The sequence below is a fragment of the Bradyrhizobium sp. CCBAU 11434 genome (assembly GCF_028128895.1).
GTDB lineage: Bacteria > Pseudomonadota > Alphaproteobacteria > Rhizobiales > Xanthobacteraceae > Bradyrhizobium > Bradyrhizobium zhengyangense.
The window spans coordinates 764,593-781,766 of record NZ_LBJX01000011.1 but is presented as its reverse complement, the minus strand read 5'-3'; the positions used below and the strand labels follow the sequence as shown (position 1 = coordinate 781,766).

The following is a 17,174-nucleotide window of genomic DNA, read 5'->3' as shown; positions in this document are numbered from 1 at the left end:
CCCGGCCAACACGGCCTGCCTCACGCGAAATAAATCAGGCCGAGCCAATCCGCGACCAGCGCCGGCTTGTCCTCGCCCTCGATCTCGACCGTCACATTGGTACGGGACTGCAATTCGTTCGGCTTACGCAGCTTGGCTTCCGCCAGGACGAAACGGCCGCGAACGCGCTTGCCCGAGCGCACCGGCGAGATGAAGCGCAGCTTGTCGAAGCCGTAATTGACGCCCATCGTGGTGCCGGCGATCGCCGGCATCACCTCATAGGACATCACTGACAACATCGACATCGTCAGAAAACCGTGCGCGATGGTGGTGCCGAACGCGGTCTCCTGCTTCGCCCTCGCGGGGTCGACGTGGATGAACTGGTGATCTGCGGTCACGTCGGCATAGGTGTCGATCCGGGGCTGGTCGATGAGGTGCCAGGACGACACGCCGATCTCCTTGCCGACCATGGCCTGATAGGCCTCGAGCGTGATCGGCGGCTTCTTCCAGATTTCGTTCACTTAGGTCTCACTTCTCGTTTTCGGCAGTTCGGGAAAATCCTCCTCACGGAATTCCCGGCCGCGCAGCGGATCGTCGCGATCATTGTCGCGTTCGAGCCGTCGTAGCTGCACGCGGCGGATTTTGCCAGAGATCGTCTTCGGCAGTTCGCTGACGATTTCGAGCCGGCGGATGCGCTTGAACGGCGCAAGCCGCGTGTGCAGGTGTCTGAAGATGGAGAGCGCGGTTTCGGGCGTCCGTTCGGCGCCTGCGGTCAGCAGCACGAAGGCCTTGGGGATCGCGAGCCTGATGGGGTCGGGGCTCGGTACCACCGCGGCTTCGGCGACAAGCTCGTGCTCGAGCAGCACGCTCTCCAGCTCGAACGGGCTGATGCGATAGTCTGAGGATTTGAACACGTCGTCGGAGCGGCCGACGAAGGTGAGATAGCCGTCCTCGTCTGCGAAGACCACGTCACCACTGCGATAGAGCTCGCCTTCGGCGCCCGAGAGCTTGCCGTCGTCGCCCTGATAGCCCTGCATCAGGCCGGCCGGACGATCAGCGCCCAGCAGCAGCGCCACCTCGCCCTCCCCGGCCGGATGGCCGTCGGCATCGCTAACCTGCACGCGATAGCCCGGCAACGGCCGGCCCATCGAACCGACCTTGATCTTCTGGCCCGGCGAGTTGCCGGCAAGTGCCGTGGTTTCGGTCTGGCCGTAGCCGTCTCGGATGGTCAGGCCCCAGGCGGCCTGCACCTGGTCTATCACTTCGGGGTTGAGCGGCTCGCCGGCGCCGCAGACTTCGCGAAGGGCTACCTTGAACGAGGCCAGGTTCTCCTGGATGAACAATCGCCACACGGTGGGCGGCGCGCACAGCGTGGTGACACCGCAGCGGCCGATGGTGGCAAGCAGGCCTTTCGCGTCGAAGCGCGGCTGGTTGACCACGAACACGGTGGCGCCTGCATTCCACGGTGCGAAGAAGCAGCTCCAGGCGTGCTTGGCCCAGCCGGGAGAGGAGATGTTGAGATGGACGTCGCCGGGCTTCAGCCCGATCCAGTACATGGTCGACAGATGCCCGACAGGATAGCTTCGCTGACTGTGCCTGACGAGCTTTGGCTTTGCCGTCGTGCCCGAGGTGAAATACAGCAGCATCGGGTCGTCGGCATTGGTCGGACCGTCAGCCGCAAAACTCTCTGAAGCGTTCGCCGCCTCGTCATAGGCAAGCCAGCCATCGGACGCCTCGCCCACGACGATACGCACCACATCGTTCACGCCAAGACTCGCGAATTTCGCGACCTGGTCCTGCGCGGCCACCACCGCCTTCGCCTTGCCGCGCTCGAGGCGATCGCGCAGCTCGTCGGCGGTCAGCAGCGTGGTTGCGGGGATGACGACGACGCCAAGCTTGATCGCGGCCAGCATCGTCTCCCACAGCGGAACCACATTGCCGAGCAGCAACAGCAGATGATCGCCGCGCTTGAGGCCCTGCGCGCGAAGAAAGTTGGCAACCTGGTTGGAGCGCTTCGAGAGCGTCGCGAAGGACAGCTTCGTCTGCTTGTCCTGCGCGGCATCGACGATCCAGAGCGCGGGCCGATCCCTGCTCTCCGCGTTCGCCGCCAGCTCGGCGTCGAACCAGTCGAGCGCCCAGTTGAAGGGCGCAGGATCGGGCCAGCGGAAATCCCTGACCGCTGTCTCGTAATCCGTGCGGTGTGCGAGAAGAAACGCGCGCGCGTCCTGAAATGTCGTCATTAAGCTTTCCCGGCTAGCCCCCTAACGTGCTTGATAATTCCGGAAAAATCCACCCCGCCCTGGCCGGCTGCGTCGAAAGACTGATAGATCTCCTGCGCATGCTTGCCGAGCGGCGTCGCGGCGCCCGTCGCTTTCGCGGCGTCCTGCGCCAGGGTCAGATCCTTCACCATCAGCGCCGAGGCGAAACCCGGCTTGTAATCGTTGTTTGCGGGCGACGTCGGCACCGGGCCCGGAACCGGGCAATAGGTGGTCAGCGACCAGCACTGGCCCGACGAAGTCGAGGCGACGTCGAACAACGCCTGATGCGAGAGGCCGAGCTTCTCAGCCAGCGCAAAGGCTTCGCTCACCGCGATCATGGAAATGCCGAGGATCATGTTGTTGCAGATTTTTGCGGCCTGGCCCGCGCCGGCGCCGCCGCAATGGACGATCTTCTTGCCCATCTTTTCCAGCACAGGCTTTGCCGCCGCGAACGCGCCCTCCTCGCCACCGCACATGAAGGTGAGCGTTGCCCCCTTGGCGCCGCCGGTGCCGCCCGAGACCGGCGCGTCGACCGAGAGCACGCCGTTCTTGGCAGCGAGCGCGTGCGCGGCCCTCGCGCTCTCGACATCGATTGTGGAGCTGTCGATGATCAGCGCGCCTTTGGTCATGGCCGGCACGACATCGTTCCAAACGCCGAGCACGTGCTTGCCGGCGGGCAACATCGTGACGACCACATCGGCGCCTTTCACCGCGCCTGACGCACTGTCCGCGATGCTGGCGCCGTCGGCTTTGGCCTGGCTGCGCGAGGCCGCGACGAGGTCGAATGCCACCACCTTGTGCCCGGCCTTGACGAGGTTAGCCGCCATCGGGCCGCCCATGTTGCCGAGACCGATGAATGCGATCGTGGCCATTGTCGTTTCCTCCGCTCGTTTCGTTGATTAGTTGAACTTGAGCTCGTCGGCGCCGATCTCGGCGAAATAGGGTGCAAGCATCTTCGGCGTCACATCCTCGATCCGCGGTGGCGACCAGCTCGGATTGCGATCCTTGTCGATGACGGCGGCGCGGACGCCCTCGCGAAAATCGTCGCTGCGAAAGACCTCGTTCGCGGCGCGATATTCGCGCACCAGGCATTCTTCCAGACTTGACGCAGTGCGCGCCAGCCGCAGCAGCTTCAGCGTCACCACCATGCCACGCGGCGATTTTTCGTTGAGTGTCTTCAGCGTCGCCAGCGCAAAGTCGGAGCCGTCGCGTTTGAGCGCCGCAAAAATGTCTTCCATACGGTCGAAGCCGAACAGCGCATCGATCGCGGGCTCCTTCGCCGCCATCGGGCCGGCGGTCTCGCCAGTCGCAAAATCCCTGATCAGCTTGCTGACGTCGGCGGCAGTCGAGCCCGGGCGAACCTCGGTCAGGGCCTCACGCAACTCCGGCAATTTCACTGCCGGGACCACCCAATCGGCGAACTTCGCATGGATAGCATCCGGTCCATTCATGGTCTGACCGGTCAGGCCGAAGAACGTGCCGATCTCGCCGGGCGAGCGCGACAACAAATAGGTGCCGCCGACATCGGGGAAGAAACCGAGCCCGACCTCAGGCATCGCAAGTTTGGTCCGATCCGTAACGACCCGATGACTCGCATGCGCGGACAAGCCAACGCCGCCGCCCATGACGATGCCGTCCATGAAGGCGACATAGGGCTTAGGGAATTTCTTGATCCGGGCGTTGAGAATGTATTCCTCGCGCCACAGGATCTTGCCGAGATCACCGTTGACTTTCGAGCTCTCCCAGAGCGCCCGGATGTCGCCGCCGGCGCACAGGCCGCGCTCGCCGGCGCCTTCCAGCATGATCACGGCAACAGCGGGATCGGCTTCGAAGCGGTCGAGCGCCTTCTCGATGTCGCGAAACATCTCCAGCGTGACGGCATTGATCGCCTTGGGACGGTTCAGCCTGATAATGCCGGCCGCGCCCTCGACACGGGCGACGAGATCGCCCTCTTCCACCGAACTCATCGCGCGCCCTCGATCAACTTGCGCGCCACGATGAGCCGCATGATTTCATTGGTGCCCTCGAGGATCTGGTGCACGCGTAGATCGCGCACGATCTTCTCGATGCCGTATTCGCTGAGGTAACCGTAGCCGCCGTGCAGCTGAAGCGCTTGGTTGGCGACCTCAAAGCCAACATCGGTCCCGAAACGCTTGGCCATCGCGCAGAGCATGGTGGCGTCGGGATCCTTGCGATCCAATGCAGCCGCGGCACGCCACAGGAAGGTGCGTGCGGCCTCGAGCTCGATCGCCATATCGGCGAGCTTGAACTGCAACGCCTGGAATTCGTCCAGACGCTTTCCAAACGCCTTGCGCTCCTTCATGTAGGCACGCGCCTTGTCGAGCGCGGTCTGCGCGCCGCCGAGCGAGCACGCCGTAATGTTGAGGCGGCCGCCGTCGAGGCCTGCCATCGCGATCTTGAAACCGACGCCCTCCTCGCTCAGCCGGTTCGCGACCGGGACGCGGGCGTTCTCGAACATCACGGCGCGGGTCGGCTGCGCGTTCCAGCCCATCTTGCGCTCGTTGGCACCGAAAGAAACGCCAGGCGTCTTGCCGTCGATGACAAGCGTCGAGATGCCGCCGGGGCCATCGCCGCCGGTCCGCACCATGGCGACCAGCAGATCAGTACCGCCGGCTCCGGAGATGAATTGCTTCTGGCCGTTGAGCACGTAATGATCGCCGTCGCGCACCGCACGCGTCCGCAGCGCCGCTGCGTCGGAGCCGGCGCCCGGCTCGGTCAGGCAGTAGCTCGCGATCAGCTCCATCGAGCAGAGTTTTGGCAACCATTGATGGCGCTGGGTGTCGCTGCCGAAGGCATCGATCATCCAGCTCGCCATGTTGTGGATGGAGATGAAGGCCGAGGTGGTCGGACAACCCGTCGCCAGCGCCTCGAAGATCAGCGCCGCGTCGAACCGCGACATCGCGGAGCCGCCGACATCGTCGCGGATATAGATGCCGCCCATGCCGAGGGCGGCCGCCTCGCGCATCACGTCGACGGGAAAGTGCTTCTCCTCGTCCCAGCGCAGCGCGTGCGGCGCGATCCTCGAAGCCGCAAACGCCAACGCGATGTCGCGAACCGCGACCTGATCCTCGTTCAGAGCGAACTGCATCCCGGCCTCGCTCCTGGGAGGATTACTTCATCAGCGGGATCGAGAATTCCGCGCCTTCCTTGACGCCGGACGGCCAACGCGAGGTCACCGTCTTGGTCTTGGTGTAGAAGCGGACCGAGTCCGGGCCGTGCTGGTTGAGATCGCCGAAGCCCGACTTCTTCCAGCCGCCGAAGGTGTAATAGGCGATCGGCACCGGGATCGGCACGTTGATGCCGACCATGCCGACGTTGACCTTGGCTGCGAAGTCGCGCGCGGCATCGCCGTCGCGGGTGAAGATGGCAACACCGTTGCCGTAGTCATGCTCGGACGGCAGCGCCAGCGCTTCCTTGTAGTCGTGCGCGCGCACGACCGAGAGCACGGGCCCGAAGATCTCCTCCTTGTAGATCCGCATGTCCTTGGTGACGTTATCGAACAGCGAGCCGCCGAGATAGAAGCCCTTCTCGTAGCCCTGCATCTTGAAGCCGCGGCCGTCGACGGCGAGCGTCGCGCCTTCCTTGATGCCGATGTCGATGTAGCTCTTGACCTTCTCGACCGCCTCGCGCGTCACCAGCGGACCGTAGTCAGCGGACGGATCGATCGAGGTGCCGATCTTGAGCGATTCGACGCGCGGGATCAGCTTGTCCATCAGGCGATCAGCGGTGGACTTGCCGACGGGAACGGCAACCGAGACGGCCATGCAGCGCTCGCCGGCCGAGCCATAGCCCGCGCCGATCAGCGCGTCGACGGCCTGGTCCATGTCGGCGTCGGGCATGATGATGGCGTGGTTCTTGGCACCGCCAAAACACTGGCAACGCTTGCCGCTCTGGGCGGCGCGCTCGTAGATGTACTGCGCGATCGGCGTGGAGCCGACGAAACCGACGGCCTTGATGTCGGGATCGTCGAGGATGGCGTCGACCGCTTCCTTGTCGCCGTTGACAACGTTGAGGATGCCGGCCGGCAGGCCCGCTTCGATCATCAGCTCGGCGAGCAGCATCGGCACGCCGGGATCGCGCTCGGACGGCTTGAGGATAAAGGCGTTGCCGCAGGCGATCGCCGGCGCGAACTTCCACATCGGGATCATCGCCGGAAAATTGAACGGCGTGATGCCGGCGACGACGCCGAGCGGCTGGCGCATCGAATAGATGTCGATGCCGGGGCCGGCGCCCTCGGTGTACTCACCCTTCATCAGATGCGGGATGCCGCAGGCGAACTCGGCGACTTCTAGGCCGCGCTGGATGTCGCCCTTGGCGTCGGGCACGGTCTTGCCGTGCTCGCGCGCAAGCAGCTCGGCGAGCTTGTCGTAATCGCGCTGCACCAGCTCGACGAACTTCATCATCACGCGGGCGCGGCGCTGCGGGTTGGTCGCGGCCCACTCGGGCTGGGCGGCGCGCGCGTTCTCGACGGCGGCGCGAACCTCGGCCTTGGACGCCAGCGCGACCTTGGCCTGGACGTCACCGGTCATCGGCTCGAAGACGTCGGCGGTGCGGCCCGAGGTGCCCTTGACCTCCTTGCCGCCGATGAAATGTCCGATTGAACGCATGGAATGATCTCCTTGAGGCCAGCCTGTTCGCTTTGACAAATCCTATCGACCTGCATTTTATAGGATTCAAGTCTGAGATAATGCACCATAGATGTGCGAAAATGCTGGATCAAGGTAGCATCGACTGGGACGACTTCCGCTTCGTGCTGGCCATCGTGCGGGGCGGCTCGGTGTCGGCTGCGGCAAAGCAGCTCGGGGTCGACCATGCCACCGTGATCCGGCGTGTGGACCGGCTGGAGAAGCACCTTTCGGCCAAGCTGTTTGACCGGCGCAAGACCGGCTATCTCCTCACCGAATCCGGCCAGCGCGTCGCCGACAGCGCCGAAGCAATGGAATCGACCATTGTCGCCAACCAGGAGCAGGTGGGCGGCTCGGTGGCACGGCTGACCGGGACGGTGCGGATCGGCGCGCCCGACGGCTTCGGCACCGCCTTCCTGGCGCCGCGGCTCGCCCCGTTCGCCGACCGCTATCCCGATCTCGATCTGCAACTTGTGGCGACCGCAAGGCTGTTCAGTCTCTCCAAGCGTGAGGCCGACATCGCGATCAGCCTGACCATGCCGAAGGAAGGCCGCATCGTCGGCCGCAAGCTGCTCGACTACCGCCTCGGGCTTTATGCCGCCCCCGCCTATCTCGACCGCTTCCCAAAAATCGCCTCGCGGCAGGATCTGCCGCAGCACCGCTTCGTCGGCTATATCGAAGAGCTGCTGTTCACGCCTGAGCTCGACTACCTGCCGCAGGTGTCGCCGCGCATCTCGGCACGCTTCCGCAGCGCCAATCTGATCGCGCAGCTCAACGCCACGCTCTCAGGCTTCGGCATCGCGGTGCTGCCGCATTTCATGGCGAGCGATTATCCGCAGCTCGTGGCGGTGCTGCCCGAGGAGATCTCGATCACCAGGACGTTCTGGATGCTGATGCACGCCGACAGCAAGGATCTCGCGCGGATCCGGGCGGTCGCGGATTACATCGGCGAGATCGTGGAGCGTGAGCGGGCGCTGTTTGCGGGACGGTGAGAAATCGCCGGGTGGGCAAAGCGACTTGTCCGCCGTAGCTCGCAGAGCGAAGGCGGAAGCGTGCCCACGCATTTTTTGCGAACGAGAGAGATCGTGGGCACGGCGCTTGCGCGCCTTTGCCCACCCTACGGCATCTCGCCTAGTTCTGCTTCGCCCTCTTCGCAGCAGTTACCTTCGGCTCACGCTTCGCGCCCTCGAGGGCACTCTCCTTACCGGCCTTCAGCACTTCATCCGACAGCTCGCTGGAGCCGGCAATGCGCGCCAGCAGCATGGTGCCCGCCATCGTGGCCAGCGTGGCGATCGCCTGCTTGCGCGCGGCCTTGCGTGGAACGTTCGGGATGAAATCGGTCATCATCTCGACCATCTCATCGAGCTTGCCGGCAAATGCCTTTCGCGTCTTCGGGCTCTCGCGGGCGATCTCGGCGCCGAGCGCGGGGATCGAGCAGCCATGGCCGGGATTGTCGCGGTGCAGTGCAGAGAGATAGGTCTCCACGATCTGGGCAAGCTGCTTCTCGGGCGCAAGCTGATCGGATTGCTTGCGCCAGTGCTCCATCGAGCGGTCCATGGCGTAGGCAAAAGCCTCGATCACCAGCGCCTCGCGCGAATCGAAATGGGCGTAGAAGCCGCCATGGGTGAGGCCCGCCTCCTTCATCAGGTCGGCGACGCCGATGCCGTGGGCACCCTTTTCCCGAAGCCGCACGGACGCCTTCCTCACGATGCGGTCGTGGGTTTCCTGCTTGTGTTCCCTGGAATAGCGCATGCGGCTCTCATTGGATGTCGGAGGTCATCTCATAACACGGATATCAGCCGAGCGGCGCATTAATTCCCGGTAAAGATGTTGCCGACCATGGAAAAGGTTGCAGTTGCATGGACTGCGAGCGCCCCTTTACCGTCGCGGACGAAGCCCTCGGTATAGCTGGTCTGGCGCCCGAGCTTGATCACCCTGCCTTCGGCCGAGATCAGCCCCGACCGGACCGAGAGCGGACGCAGGAAGGTCATCTTCAGGTCGAGCGTCACCGACGACTGGCCGGCCTCAAGCCGAGTCGAAATCGCACAGCCCATGGCGGTGTCGAGCAGGGCGGCCGCGGTCGCCCCATGCAGAAGGCCGATGGTATTTTCGAGATCCTCGCGCGGCTCCAGTTCCATCACAATCCGGCCCGGCTCGACTACGCCCACGATGAAGCCGATCAGTTTTGCGAAGGGCGGCGGCGGCAGCCTGCCGTCGCGGATGCCAAGCATGGCGTCCATGCCCGACAGACCCATGGCCACTTTCGCGACCGGCGCCGGGACCTGCCAGTCCACGACGCGCTCGCGCCGAAGTATGGACGTAAACAAGTCGCGCTGATGGGGTTCGGTCATGGCCGCCTCTTTGTATGATATACGTCATACTATTCCACGGACTTCGCGCTGGCAACTTCGTCCTCGCCCGCTTGACAAGCGAGGCGTTTCGGCCCGGAAGTGGCGTCGACTGACGCGCCTTGCGCCCGTCCAGGAAACCTTCGAGACATCAGATGGAAATGCTCAATAACCACTGCGGCGTAACGCGCGATGCGCGCGGCGTCGTTCATGTCGCGATCTGCAACGCCGGCTCGCTGAACATTCTGGGCTCTCGTGTGACCGACGCGGTCCGGGAAGGGCTGCAAAAGCTCGCCACCGACCGCAGCATCCGCGTCGTGGTACTGCGCGGCCAAAGCGAGAAGAGCATGATCGGCGGCGCCGATATCAAGGAGATGGCCAAGCTCGACCAAAAGTCGGCCGAGGCCTTCATCAGCCGCCTGCGCGATCTCTGCGAGGCCGTGCGGCAATTCCCTGCCCCCATGATCGCGCGCATGCCCGGCTGGTGCCTCGGCGGCGGGCTCGAGGTCGCAGCCGCCTGCGATTTCCGGATCGCCGCGCATGATGCGCATTTCGGCATGCCGGAGGTACGAGTCGGCATCCCCTCGGTGATCCACGCTGCACTGCTGCCGCGCCTGATCGGCTGGGCCCGCGCGCGCTGGCTGGTGATGACCGCGGAGAACATCGATGCGTCGACGGCGCTGTCCTGGGGCCTGATCGACAAGATCGCGCCGGCGGACGGGCTGGATGCCGAGATCGAGCACCTCGTGAAGGCGCTGCTCGAATGCGGCCCCGAGGCGCTGCGGTCGCAGAAGGCACTGCTGCGGCAATGGGAGGAATTGCCGCTCACCGAGTCGGTGAACCTCAGCGTCAAGGTGTTCGGCGAGTCGTTCCTGACGGACGAGCCGACGCGACTGATGGGCGCGTTCGTGAACAGGAAGCGGTAGGCGGTCCAGCGCCAATCGGACGATCAATTCATCCGAACTACGACATTTTCTCATGCCAGGCGCGGTTGCATTTTTTGCGCCGCATCATATGATGATCATAATCTAACGGATCATCACAGGGAGTTTGTCATGGCCGAAGCCGTCGATCCCGTCGTCATCGTCTCCGCCGCCCGTACTCCGCTCGGCCGCTTCATGGGCGAGCTGTCGCCGCTTGCCGCCCACAAGCTCGGCTCGCATGTGATCAATGCAACGCTGGAACGCGCCAAGCTCGCGCCCGAGAAGGTCGACGAGGTGTTCATGGGCTGCGTGCTGCCGGCCGGCCAGGGCCAGGCGCCAGCGCGCCAGGCCGCGCGTGGCGCTGGTCTACCCGATGCCACCGGTGCTACCACGGTGAACAAGGTCTGCGGCTCCGGCATGAAGGCGACCATGCTGGCGCACGACATCATTCGCGCCGGCTCGGCCGAGATCGTCGTCTCGGGCGGCATGGAGAGCATGAGCAATGCGCCCTATCTACTCGCGAAGGCGCGCGGCGGCTATCGCGCCGGCCATGATCGCATCATCGACCACATGATGATGGACGGCCTCGAAGACGCCTATGAGACCGGCCGCTCGATGGGCGATTTCGGCGAAGCCACCGCCGAAGCCTATCAGTTCACCCGCAAGGACCAGGACGCCTATGCGATGGAGACGCTGAGCCGTGCCCGCAAGGCCGTCGAGGGAGGCGCGTTCAAGGCGGAGATCGCGCCAATCACGCTGACCGAGAAGGCAGGCCCGCGCGTCATCGCCAATGACGAGCATCCACTGAAGGTTGATCCCGCCAAGATTCCCGGACTGAAGCCAGCCTTCCGCGCCAATGGCACCATCACGCCGGCGGCCTCCTCCGCCAATGCCGACGGCGCCGCTGCGCTGGTGCTGACGAAACGTTCGCTCGCCGATCGCAACGGCCTGCCTGCCATCGCCGAGATCAAGGGCCACGCTACGCACAGCCAGGAGCCGCAATGGTTCACCACTGCGCCGATTCCGGCGATCAAGAAACTGCTCGACAAGGTTGGCTGGAGCGCAGGCGATGTCGATCTCTTTGAGATCAATGAAGCGTTTGCGGTGGTCGCGATGGCAGCACAGCGCGATCTCGGCATCCCGCGCGAAAAACTCAACATCAACGGCGGCGCCTGCGCGCTCGGTCATCCCATCGGCGCCACCGGCGCCCGGCTGATCGTGACCCTGCTGCATGCGCTCGAGGCCAACAACCTCAAGCGCGGCGTCGCGGCGCTCTGCATCGGCGGCGGCGAGGCCACCGCGATCGCGGTCGAGCGTCTCGCACACTAACCGTCGTAACGTCCGAAATTGAGGGAAGTCTGTCATTTCAGACTTCCCGATCTCGTGCCAGACTGCAACAATGACGCGGGTGTTCCGGAGCCCGCCAACCTGGATTGAGGGCAATGATCTCGAACTGGCTTTCGGCCACGCTAGGCCGTCGCAACATCCATTACGGCTGGGTGATGGTCGGCGTGACCTTCTTCGCCGCCCTGATCAGCGCGGGCACGGTCGGCGCGCCCGGCGTGTTCATCGTTCCGCTCCAGAAGGAGTTCGGCTGGAGCACGGCGGAGATCTCCTCGGCGCTCTCGATCCGTTTCATCCTGTTCGGGCTGATGGCGCCATTCGCCGCCGCCCTCCTCAACCGTTATGGCCTGCGCAACGTCACGCTGACCGCGCAGCTCATCGTCGTCTCGGCGCTGGTGCTCTCGCTCGGCATGACGCAGGTCTGGCAGCTCGTGGCGCTGTGGGGCGTGGTGATCGGCATCGGCACCGGCATGACCGCGCTGGTGCTGGGCGCGACCATCGCAACGCGCTGGTTCGCAGCGCGCCGCGGCCTCGTCATCGGCATCATGACAGCGAGCGTCGCCACCGGCCAGCTCGTGTTCCTGCCGCTGCTCGCAAGCCTGACCGAGCGCTTCGGCTGGCGGCTTGCGCTCGCCTTCGTCTGCATCATGCTCGGCGTCTCCGCGACCGCGGTCTTGCTGATCATGCGCGATCGCCCAAGTGACCTCGGCCTGCGCCCGTTCGGCGACGAAGGCACCGAGCCCCTGCCCGCGCCGCCCGTGAATCACGGCTCGATCACCTCAGTGGCGCTCGGCACGCTGCGCGATGCCTCGAAGTCGAGCGCGTTCTGGATCCTGTTTGCGACCTTCTTCGTCTGCGGCGCCTCGACCAACGGCCTCGTCCAGGTGCATTTGATTCCGATGTGCCTCGACTTCGGAATCCCGCAGGTGCAGGCGGCGAGCCTTTTGGCGGCGATGGGCATTTTCGACTTCTTTGGCACCATCATGTCGGGCTGGCTGTCGGACCGGTATGACAACCGCTTCCTGCTGTTCTGGTACTACGGCCTGCGCGGGCTCTCGCTGATCTTCCTGCCCTTCAGCGATTTCTCGTTCTATGGCCTGTCCATCTTCGCGATGTTCTACGGCCTCGACTGGATCGCCACCGTGCCGCCGACGGTGCGGCTAACGGCGCAGAAGTTCGGACCCGAGCGCGCCAATCTGGTGTTCGGCTGGATCTTCGCCGGCCATCAGCTCGGCGCCGGCGCGGCCGCCTTCGGCGCGGGCCTGTCGCGGACGCTGCTGCAAAGCTATCTGCCGGCCTTCTTCGTCGCCGGTACGCTCTGCGTATTTGCCTCGCTGATCGTGCTGACACTGTCGCGGCAGCCGAAGCCGCAAGCAAAACCGGCGATGGCCTAGTTAGCACCTGATCGTGGTGGTGGCGCCGCGCACCGCGGCGTCACCGATCCGCGAGATGATCCCGAACCGATCGGGTGGAGCGATCCCACCATTGCGGGCTGCGATCTCGACTACCTCATCATTGGCGTCAAGGACGTGCTCGGCTTTACGATGCCAAAGCCGCGCTAGCGAGAGGCTGTTCGCGACGGATCCTCACCGAGCTGCTGGCCCTGTGCGAGCCTCTGCTTGATCATCCCCATGACGGAACCTACCTCGCCGAAGGCTCTGGAGTGGGAATCGTCTCCGCCAAGATGCGTGAGGTCGAATACCAGGATTTTCTGCTGCGCCAGCGCGCTTTTGTACGGCTCATCCTGCGGATTGATATCGCCGAGGCGAGTTGTCCCTCCGGCGAGCGACTTCGATAGTTTGAGAGCCGTATCATCCTGCGACAGAAACAGGCCGATGCGGGGGCGCCGCGGCCCCAAAGCTCCGACCGCGCTGATGAACTCGTCGAAGCCGATGTCGGGCGCGACCAGCGCGACATTCTTCAGCTTCGGCACCGATCCGCCGTGCGAGGCCCTGCCCCGCAGCGCATCGAGCGTGGCCAGGCAGCCCATGGAATGGCAGACGAACGTGATCTCCTTGACGGCGGGATTGGCGTTGACGGTGTCCAGCAGCTCGGTCAATGCCGAGCCCGATCGGCCCGCGACCTTGCGATCGTGGTCGTATGACCCGAGGTTGCCGGCCCCCTGCGATGGCCAAGAAAACAGGATCGGAATGACGGGAAGCCGGCCGTCATGGACGAATTGCGCGTAGCGATACACCGCATCGTCAAAACGGTTGTTGAAGCCGTGCACGAACACCAACGTCTTGGTCAGATGTCCGGCCTTTGCCGCGCTGGATACGGCAGCGCCGAATTCGGTGCGATCCAGATAGCCCGCCGATGCGGTGACGAACTCCTTGCGCGGGTCCCCGGGAGGCGACAATGGCCACTGGATTTCACCGGCCTTGCGCGATCCATCCGGTGGAATCGACACTGTGACTTGCGCAAAAGCCATTTCGCTGGACGGCTCGCGGCTGAACATCTCGCCGGGGTCACTGCTGGATCGCGCGCGCGTCGTTCCGATCAGGATGGGGACCTGGGAGGCCGCTTCAACGGCCTCGCTGCTCGGCACCAGAACGCCCTGCAGAGGGCGCATCGAGCAGGAGGCGGAGACCAGCACCGTCAGCACGGCAGCGGCGACGTGCATAGAAGCAGCGGTACGGCCCCGAGGATGCATCCGATTCTCCTTCCGGCGCGCACAACTGGCTCCGGAGCAGTCTGACAATCGCTCGTTGCCGGCCTCGATTTTGACGCCGCCAGCGCGTGTATCCAGCAAACAAGGGCAGCTACCGGCAATTCCGATTGATCCAGATCAATCATCCGCTCCGGCAAGCCGTGCGCGGACGGCGCGATGCTCCCTTTCCCAGAACCTTGGCCCAAAGCCGCGCCTGCACGAATCCGCATGAGCCCGGAACATTCGCAGGCCGGTGCCGCAAGCGGGTCTTGATGTGCATCAAGCGATCGGGGAACATAGCAGCTAGGAATTGAAGCCTTGCAAGCCGGCGTCGGAGCGCGACATGGAAAAACATAGTCTTAAGTGTTTGATTATTGCCGGTCTTGCCGCTGGTTTCACCGCCGCGGCCCAGGCCGAAGACGTCGACATCGGCAAGGGAGAGTTTCAGTCGTCCTGCGCGAGTTGTCATGGTGTGGATGCGAGGGGCAAGGGTCCGGTCAGCGCCCAGCTGCGCGTACCGCCTGCCGATTTGACGATGCTGGCCAAGAACAACAACGGCGTGTTTCCCACGGACGCTCTTTATCAAGCCATCGATGGAACGAAAACCGTCCCCGCTCATGGCACGCGCGAAATGCCAGTCTGGGGAGAGCGATTCAATCCCATCGTCAATCTGCCTCACTATGTCGATCCTTCGTATTGGGAAAAGGCCGGTCCGGATCAAAAGCCTGAGGTCGTCGTGCGAAAGCGCATCCTCGCTGTGATCGATTATCTCAGCCGTATTCAGCAAAAATAGCACGGGCTGCATCGAGACGGCCTACCGTTCGCGCTGGGGCGCCCTCCAGAGCGGCCGCCGGGCGTTGCCTCCCACGGTCTCGCTCGGGACATATTGCCGTTAGACTTGACGGCCCAAACGTGGACAATACGACCTCAAGCGCTTCGCGCGCACAGTGCACACCAAGATGCGCCTGAGGAAACAACATGCCGACTGCCTTCCCGTCGCCCGTCCCCACCATTCCGACCGTGCCCTTGACCGCCCAGATCCGCGACGGGTTGCGCGCGATCGTGGGCGAAAAGGGGCTTATTGAGGACGAGCATGGCATGCAGCCCTTCGTACGGGACTGGCGTGGCCTGCTGGTTGGCGGCGCCGGGGCCGTCGTGCGCCCTGGCAGCACCGAGGAGGTCTCGCAAGTCGTCCGGCTGTGCCACGAGCATGGCATCGCGATCGTGCCCCAGGGCGGCAACACCGGGCTGATGGGCGGGGCGACGCCCTGGCCTGCGCACACCGGAATCGTGCTGTCGCTGGGCCGGATGAACCGCGTGCTGGACGTCGATCCCGTCGGCTATGCCATGACGGTCGAGGCCGGCTGCGTGCTGGAAACGCTTCAGGAGACCGCGGCCAGACACGACAGGTTCCTGCCGCTCAGCCTCGGTGCCCAGGGCTCCTGCATGATCGGTGGCAACCTCTCGACCAATGCCGGCGGTGTGCAGGTGCTGCGCTATGGCAATGCCCGCAATCTCGTGCTCGGGCTCGAGGTCGTGCTGCCCAATGGCGATGTCTGGAACGGGTTGCGGGCGCTGAAGAAGGACAACACCGGCTACGACCTCAAGCACCTTTTCATGGGCGCCGAAGGGACGCTCGGCATCATCACCAAGGCCGTGCTCAAGCTGTGGCCGGCGCCGAAGGACATCTCCACCGCGTGGCTGGCCGTTCGCGATCCGCGCGCGGCGCTGGAGATCCTGTCCGAGGCGCATGCGGCCTCCGAGGACAATGTCGGGTCCTGCGAGCTCTTGAGCCGCGCGGCGGTCGATCTCGTGATGCGCCACATTCCCGGCGTCCAGGATCCGCTCAAGGCGGATACGCCGTGGTACCTGCTGCTGGAATGGTCGTCCTCGCGCCCGCGACAGGACGGGGCCGATGGCATGTCGGAGAAGCTGGAGCAGTTTCTCGCCGACCAACTCGAGGCCGGTCGCGTGCTCGACGCGGTGATCGCGCAGACCGTCAGTCAATCCCGCAACATGTGGCGCATCCGGGAAGCCATGGCCGAGGCCTCCCGCGCCGAGGGACCGGGGATCAGCTACGACATCTCGGTGGCAATTTCCAGAATTCCGGAGTTCATCGACAAGGGGCTCAAGGCCGTGCTCGACATTCTCCCGAGCATTCGTCCCTATCCGCTCGGGCATATCGGCGACGGCAACCTGCATTTCTCCTTCATGGGCCCTGATGGCATGGATCAGCCGACGCTGAACCAATACACCGCCGCGATTACGCGCGCCGTGAACGACCTCATCACCTCCATGGGCGGCTCGATCTCCGCCGAGCACGGCATCGGCATCGAAAAGCTCGACCAGCTCAGCGACTACCGCTCGAAGACCGAGCTCGACATCATGCGCACCATCAAGCGCGCGCTCGACCCGCAGAACATCATGAATCCCGGCAAGGTGTTGCGGGTGTGATGGGGGTCGAGCACCCTCGCCGTTTCCTCAGCCGCGCGGGTTGACGACGGTATAGCCCCGCAGCGAACGCGCGTGCATACGTGTGGCGTGACCGCCCGAGTTGGCGTCATACGCCATCCACATGTCGCCGCCGAGAGACTGCTCGAGAACAAAGACATGCCCGCGGCGCGCCGCGACCATCCCCGGAGCCGGCGCCGCGCGCGGAAAGCGCAGCCAGTTGGATGCAAGATTCAATTCCGGCACGACATGGCCGAACACACGGATCGCGGCGCCGCAGCCACAGAACGACGACGGGCAGCCGGCGGGTCGGCCTCCGACGACGCGCTCGCCGGCAACGCTGATCGTGGTGGCCGTGGCGCCGGCATCGGTCACCGTCATTTGCGTTGAGCGATAGGCCTGCAATGACGGCCTGGGAGCCCGCTCGCGGCGCGTCTGCGCATACGCGAAATCGCACGGCATGGTGACGTTACACTCTGGCGCCTGAAGACTCCGATGGGGCCGCGCTTCCGCGGCAATGGAGCTGGCGGCAATAGCGAGACACGCAGAAACAACTTGCTTGATCATTGCAGGGC

The 17,174-nt window shown here is 64.5% G+C and carries 15 protein-coding genes and 1 pseudogene; 6 read left to right on the top strand and 10 right to left on the bottom strand.

What is annotated here, in order from left to right; all coding sequences use genetic code 11:
- Window positions 1-20: 20 nt before the first annotated feature.
- From XI06_RS11130 to XI06_RS11105, 6 genes and pseudogenes are all read right to left on the bottom strand, one after another.
- Window positions 21-500, bottom strand: a complete 480-nt coding sequence (locus XI06_RS11130) for a MaoC family dehydratase (protein ID WP_237858522.1) — start codon at window positions 498-500, stop codon at window positions 21-23.
- Window positions 501-2,219: an AMP-binding protein gene (locus XI06_RS11125; protein ID WP_271605310.1), complete on the bottom strand. Its 1,719-nt coding sequence runs from the start codon at window positions 2,217-2,219 to the stop codon at window positions 501-503.
- Window positions 2,219-3,112 (bottom strand): annotated as a pseudogene (mmsB, locus tag XI06_RS11120) (3-hydroxyisobutyrate dehydrogenase); the annotation flags it as partial. The gene XI06_RS11125 and the pseudogene mmsB, both read right to left, overlap by 1 nt.
- A 24-nt stretch (window positions 3,113-3,136) precedes the next feature.
- Entirely contained in the window at window positions 3,137-4,204 is a 1,068-nt protein-coding gene (locus XI06_RS11115) for an enoyl-CoA hydratase/isomerase family protein (protein ID WP_271605309.1), read from the bottom strand.
- Window positions 4,201-5,346 (bottom strand): isobutyryl-CoA dehydrogenase, encoded by a 1,146-nt coding sequence (locus XI06_RS11110; RefSeq protein ID WP_271605308.1) that lies wholly within the window; start codon window positions 5,344-5,346, stop codon window positions 4,201-4,203. The genes XI06_RS11115 and XI06_RS11110 overlap by 4 nt, the downstream gene beginning before the upstream one ends.
- 22 nt (window positions 5,347-5,368) lie before the next feature.
- Entirely contained in the window at window positions 5,369-6,865 is a 1,497-nt protein-coding gene (locus tag XI06_RS11105; RefSeq protein WP_237858537.1) for a CoA-acylating methylmalonate-semialdehyde dehydrogenase, read from the bottom strand.
- Window positions 6,866-6,966: 101 nt separating this feature from the next.
- Between XI06_RS11105 and XI06_RS11100 the strand changes: the two genes are divergently transcribed.
- Window positions 6,967-7,875, top strand: coding sequence for a LysR family transcriptional regulator (locus tag XI06_RS11100; protein WP_237869490.1), 909 nt, complete (start codon window positions 6,967-6,969; stop codon window positions 7,873-7,875).
- Window positions 7,876-8,014: 139 nt separating this feature from the next.
- Here the strand turns inward: XI06_RS11100 and XI06_RS11095 are convergent, their stop codons facing one another.
- Window positions 8,015-8,635, bottom strand: coding sequence for a TetR/AcrR family transcriptional regulator (locus XI06_RS11095; protein ID WP_237858539.1), 621 nt, complete (start codon window positions 8,633-8,635; stop codon window positions 8,015-8,017).
- A gap of 59 nt (window positions 8,636-8,694) precedes the next feature.
- Complete coding sequence (locus tag XI06_RS11090; RefSeq protein ID WP_237858540.1) at window positions 8,695-9,234, bottom strand: PaaI family thioesterase; 540 nt, start codon at window positions 9,232-9,234, stop codon at window positions 8,695-8,697.
- Window positions 9,235-9,386: 152 nt separating this feature from the next.
- On the opposite strand from XI06_RS11090, the gene XI06_RS11085 reads away from it, so the two are divergent.
- From XI06_RS11085 to XI06_RS11075, 3 genes are all read left to right on the top strand, one after another.
- On the top strand, window positions 9,387-10,157 hold the full coding sequence (locus XI06_RS11085; RefSeq protein WP_237890146.1) for an enoyl-CoA hydratase: 771 nt from the start codon (window positions 9,387-9,389) through the stop codon (window positions 10,155-10,157).
- 129 nt (window positions 10,158-10,286) lie between these two features.
- On the top strand, window positions 10,287-11,483 hold the full coding sequence (locus tag XI06_RS11080; RefSeq protein WP_271605307.1) for an acetyl-CoA C-acyltransferase: 1,197 nt from the start codon (window positions 10,287-10,289) through the stop codon (window positions 11,481-11,483).
- Window positions 11,484-11,596: 113 nt separating this feature from the next.
- Window positions 11,597-12,892: an MFS transporter gene (locus XI06_RS11075; protein ID WP_271605306.1), complete on the top strand. Its 1,296-nt coding sequence runs from the start codon at window positions 11,597-11,599 to the stop codon at window positions 12,890-12,892.
- Between the two features lie 164 nt (window positions 12,893-13,056).
- On the opposite strand, the gene XI06_RS11070 is transcribed toward XI06_RS11075, so the two are convergent.
- Window positions 13,057-14,103 carry an alpha/beta hydrolase gene (locus tag XI06_RS11070; protein ID WP_271605305.1) on the bottom strand — a complete coding sequence of 349 codons (1,047 nt, stop codon included), beginning with the start codon at window positions 14,101-14,103 and terminating at the stop codon, window positions 13,057-13,059.
- A 388-nt stretch (window positions 14,104-14,491) separates the two neighbouring features.
- On the opposite strand from XI06_RS11070, the gene XI06_RS11065 reads away from it, so the two are divergent.
- Both XI06_RS11065 and XI06_RS11060 read left to right on the top strand, forming a co-directional pair.
- The gene (locus tag XI06_RS11065) at window positions 14,492-14,941 is read left to right on the top strand and encodes a c-type cytochrome (RefSeq protein WP_237858549.1); all 450 of its coding nucleotides are present in this window, start codon (window positions 14,492-14,494) and stop codon (window positions 14,939-14,941) included.
- Between the two features lie 185 nt (window positions 14,942-15,126).
- Window positions 15,127-16,602, top strand: a complete 1,476-nt coding sequence (locus tag XI06_RS11060; RefSeq protein WP_237858550.1) for an FAD-binding oxidoreductase — start codon at window positions 15,127-15,129, stop codon at window positions 16,600-16,602.
- Between the two features lie 27 nt (window positions 16,603-16,629).
- On the opposite strand, the gene XI06_RS11055 is transcribed toward XI06_RS11060, so the two are convergent.
- The gene (locus XI06_RS11055) at window positions 16,630-17,166 is read right to left on the bottom strand and encodes a hypothetical protein (RefSeq protein ID WP_237858551.1); all 537 of its coding nucleotides are present in this window, start codon (window positions 17,164-17,166) and stop codon (window positions 16,630-16,632) included.
- Between the last annotated feature and the right edge of the window lie 8 nt (window positions 17,167-17,174).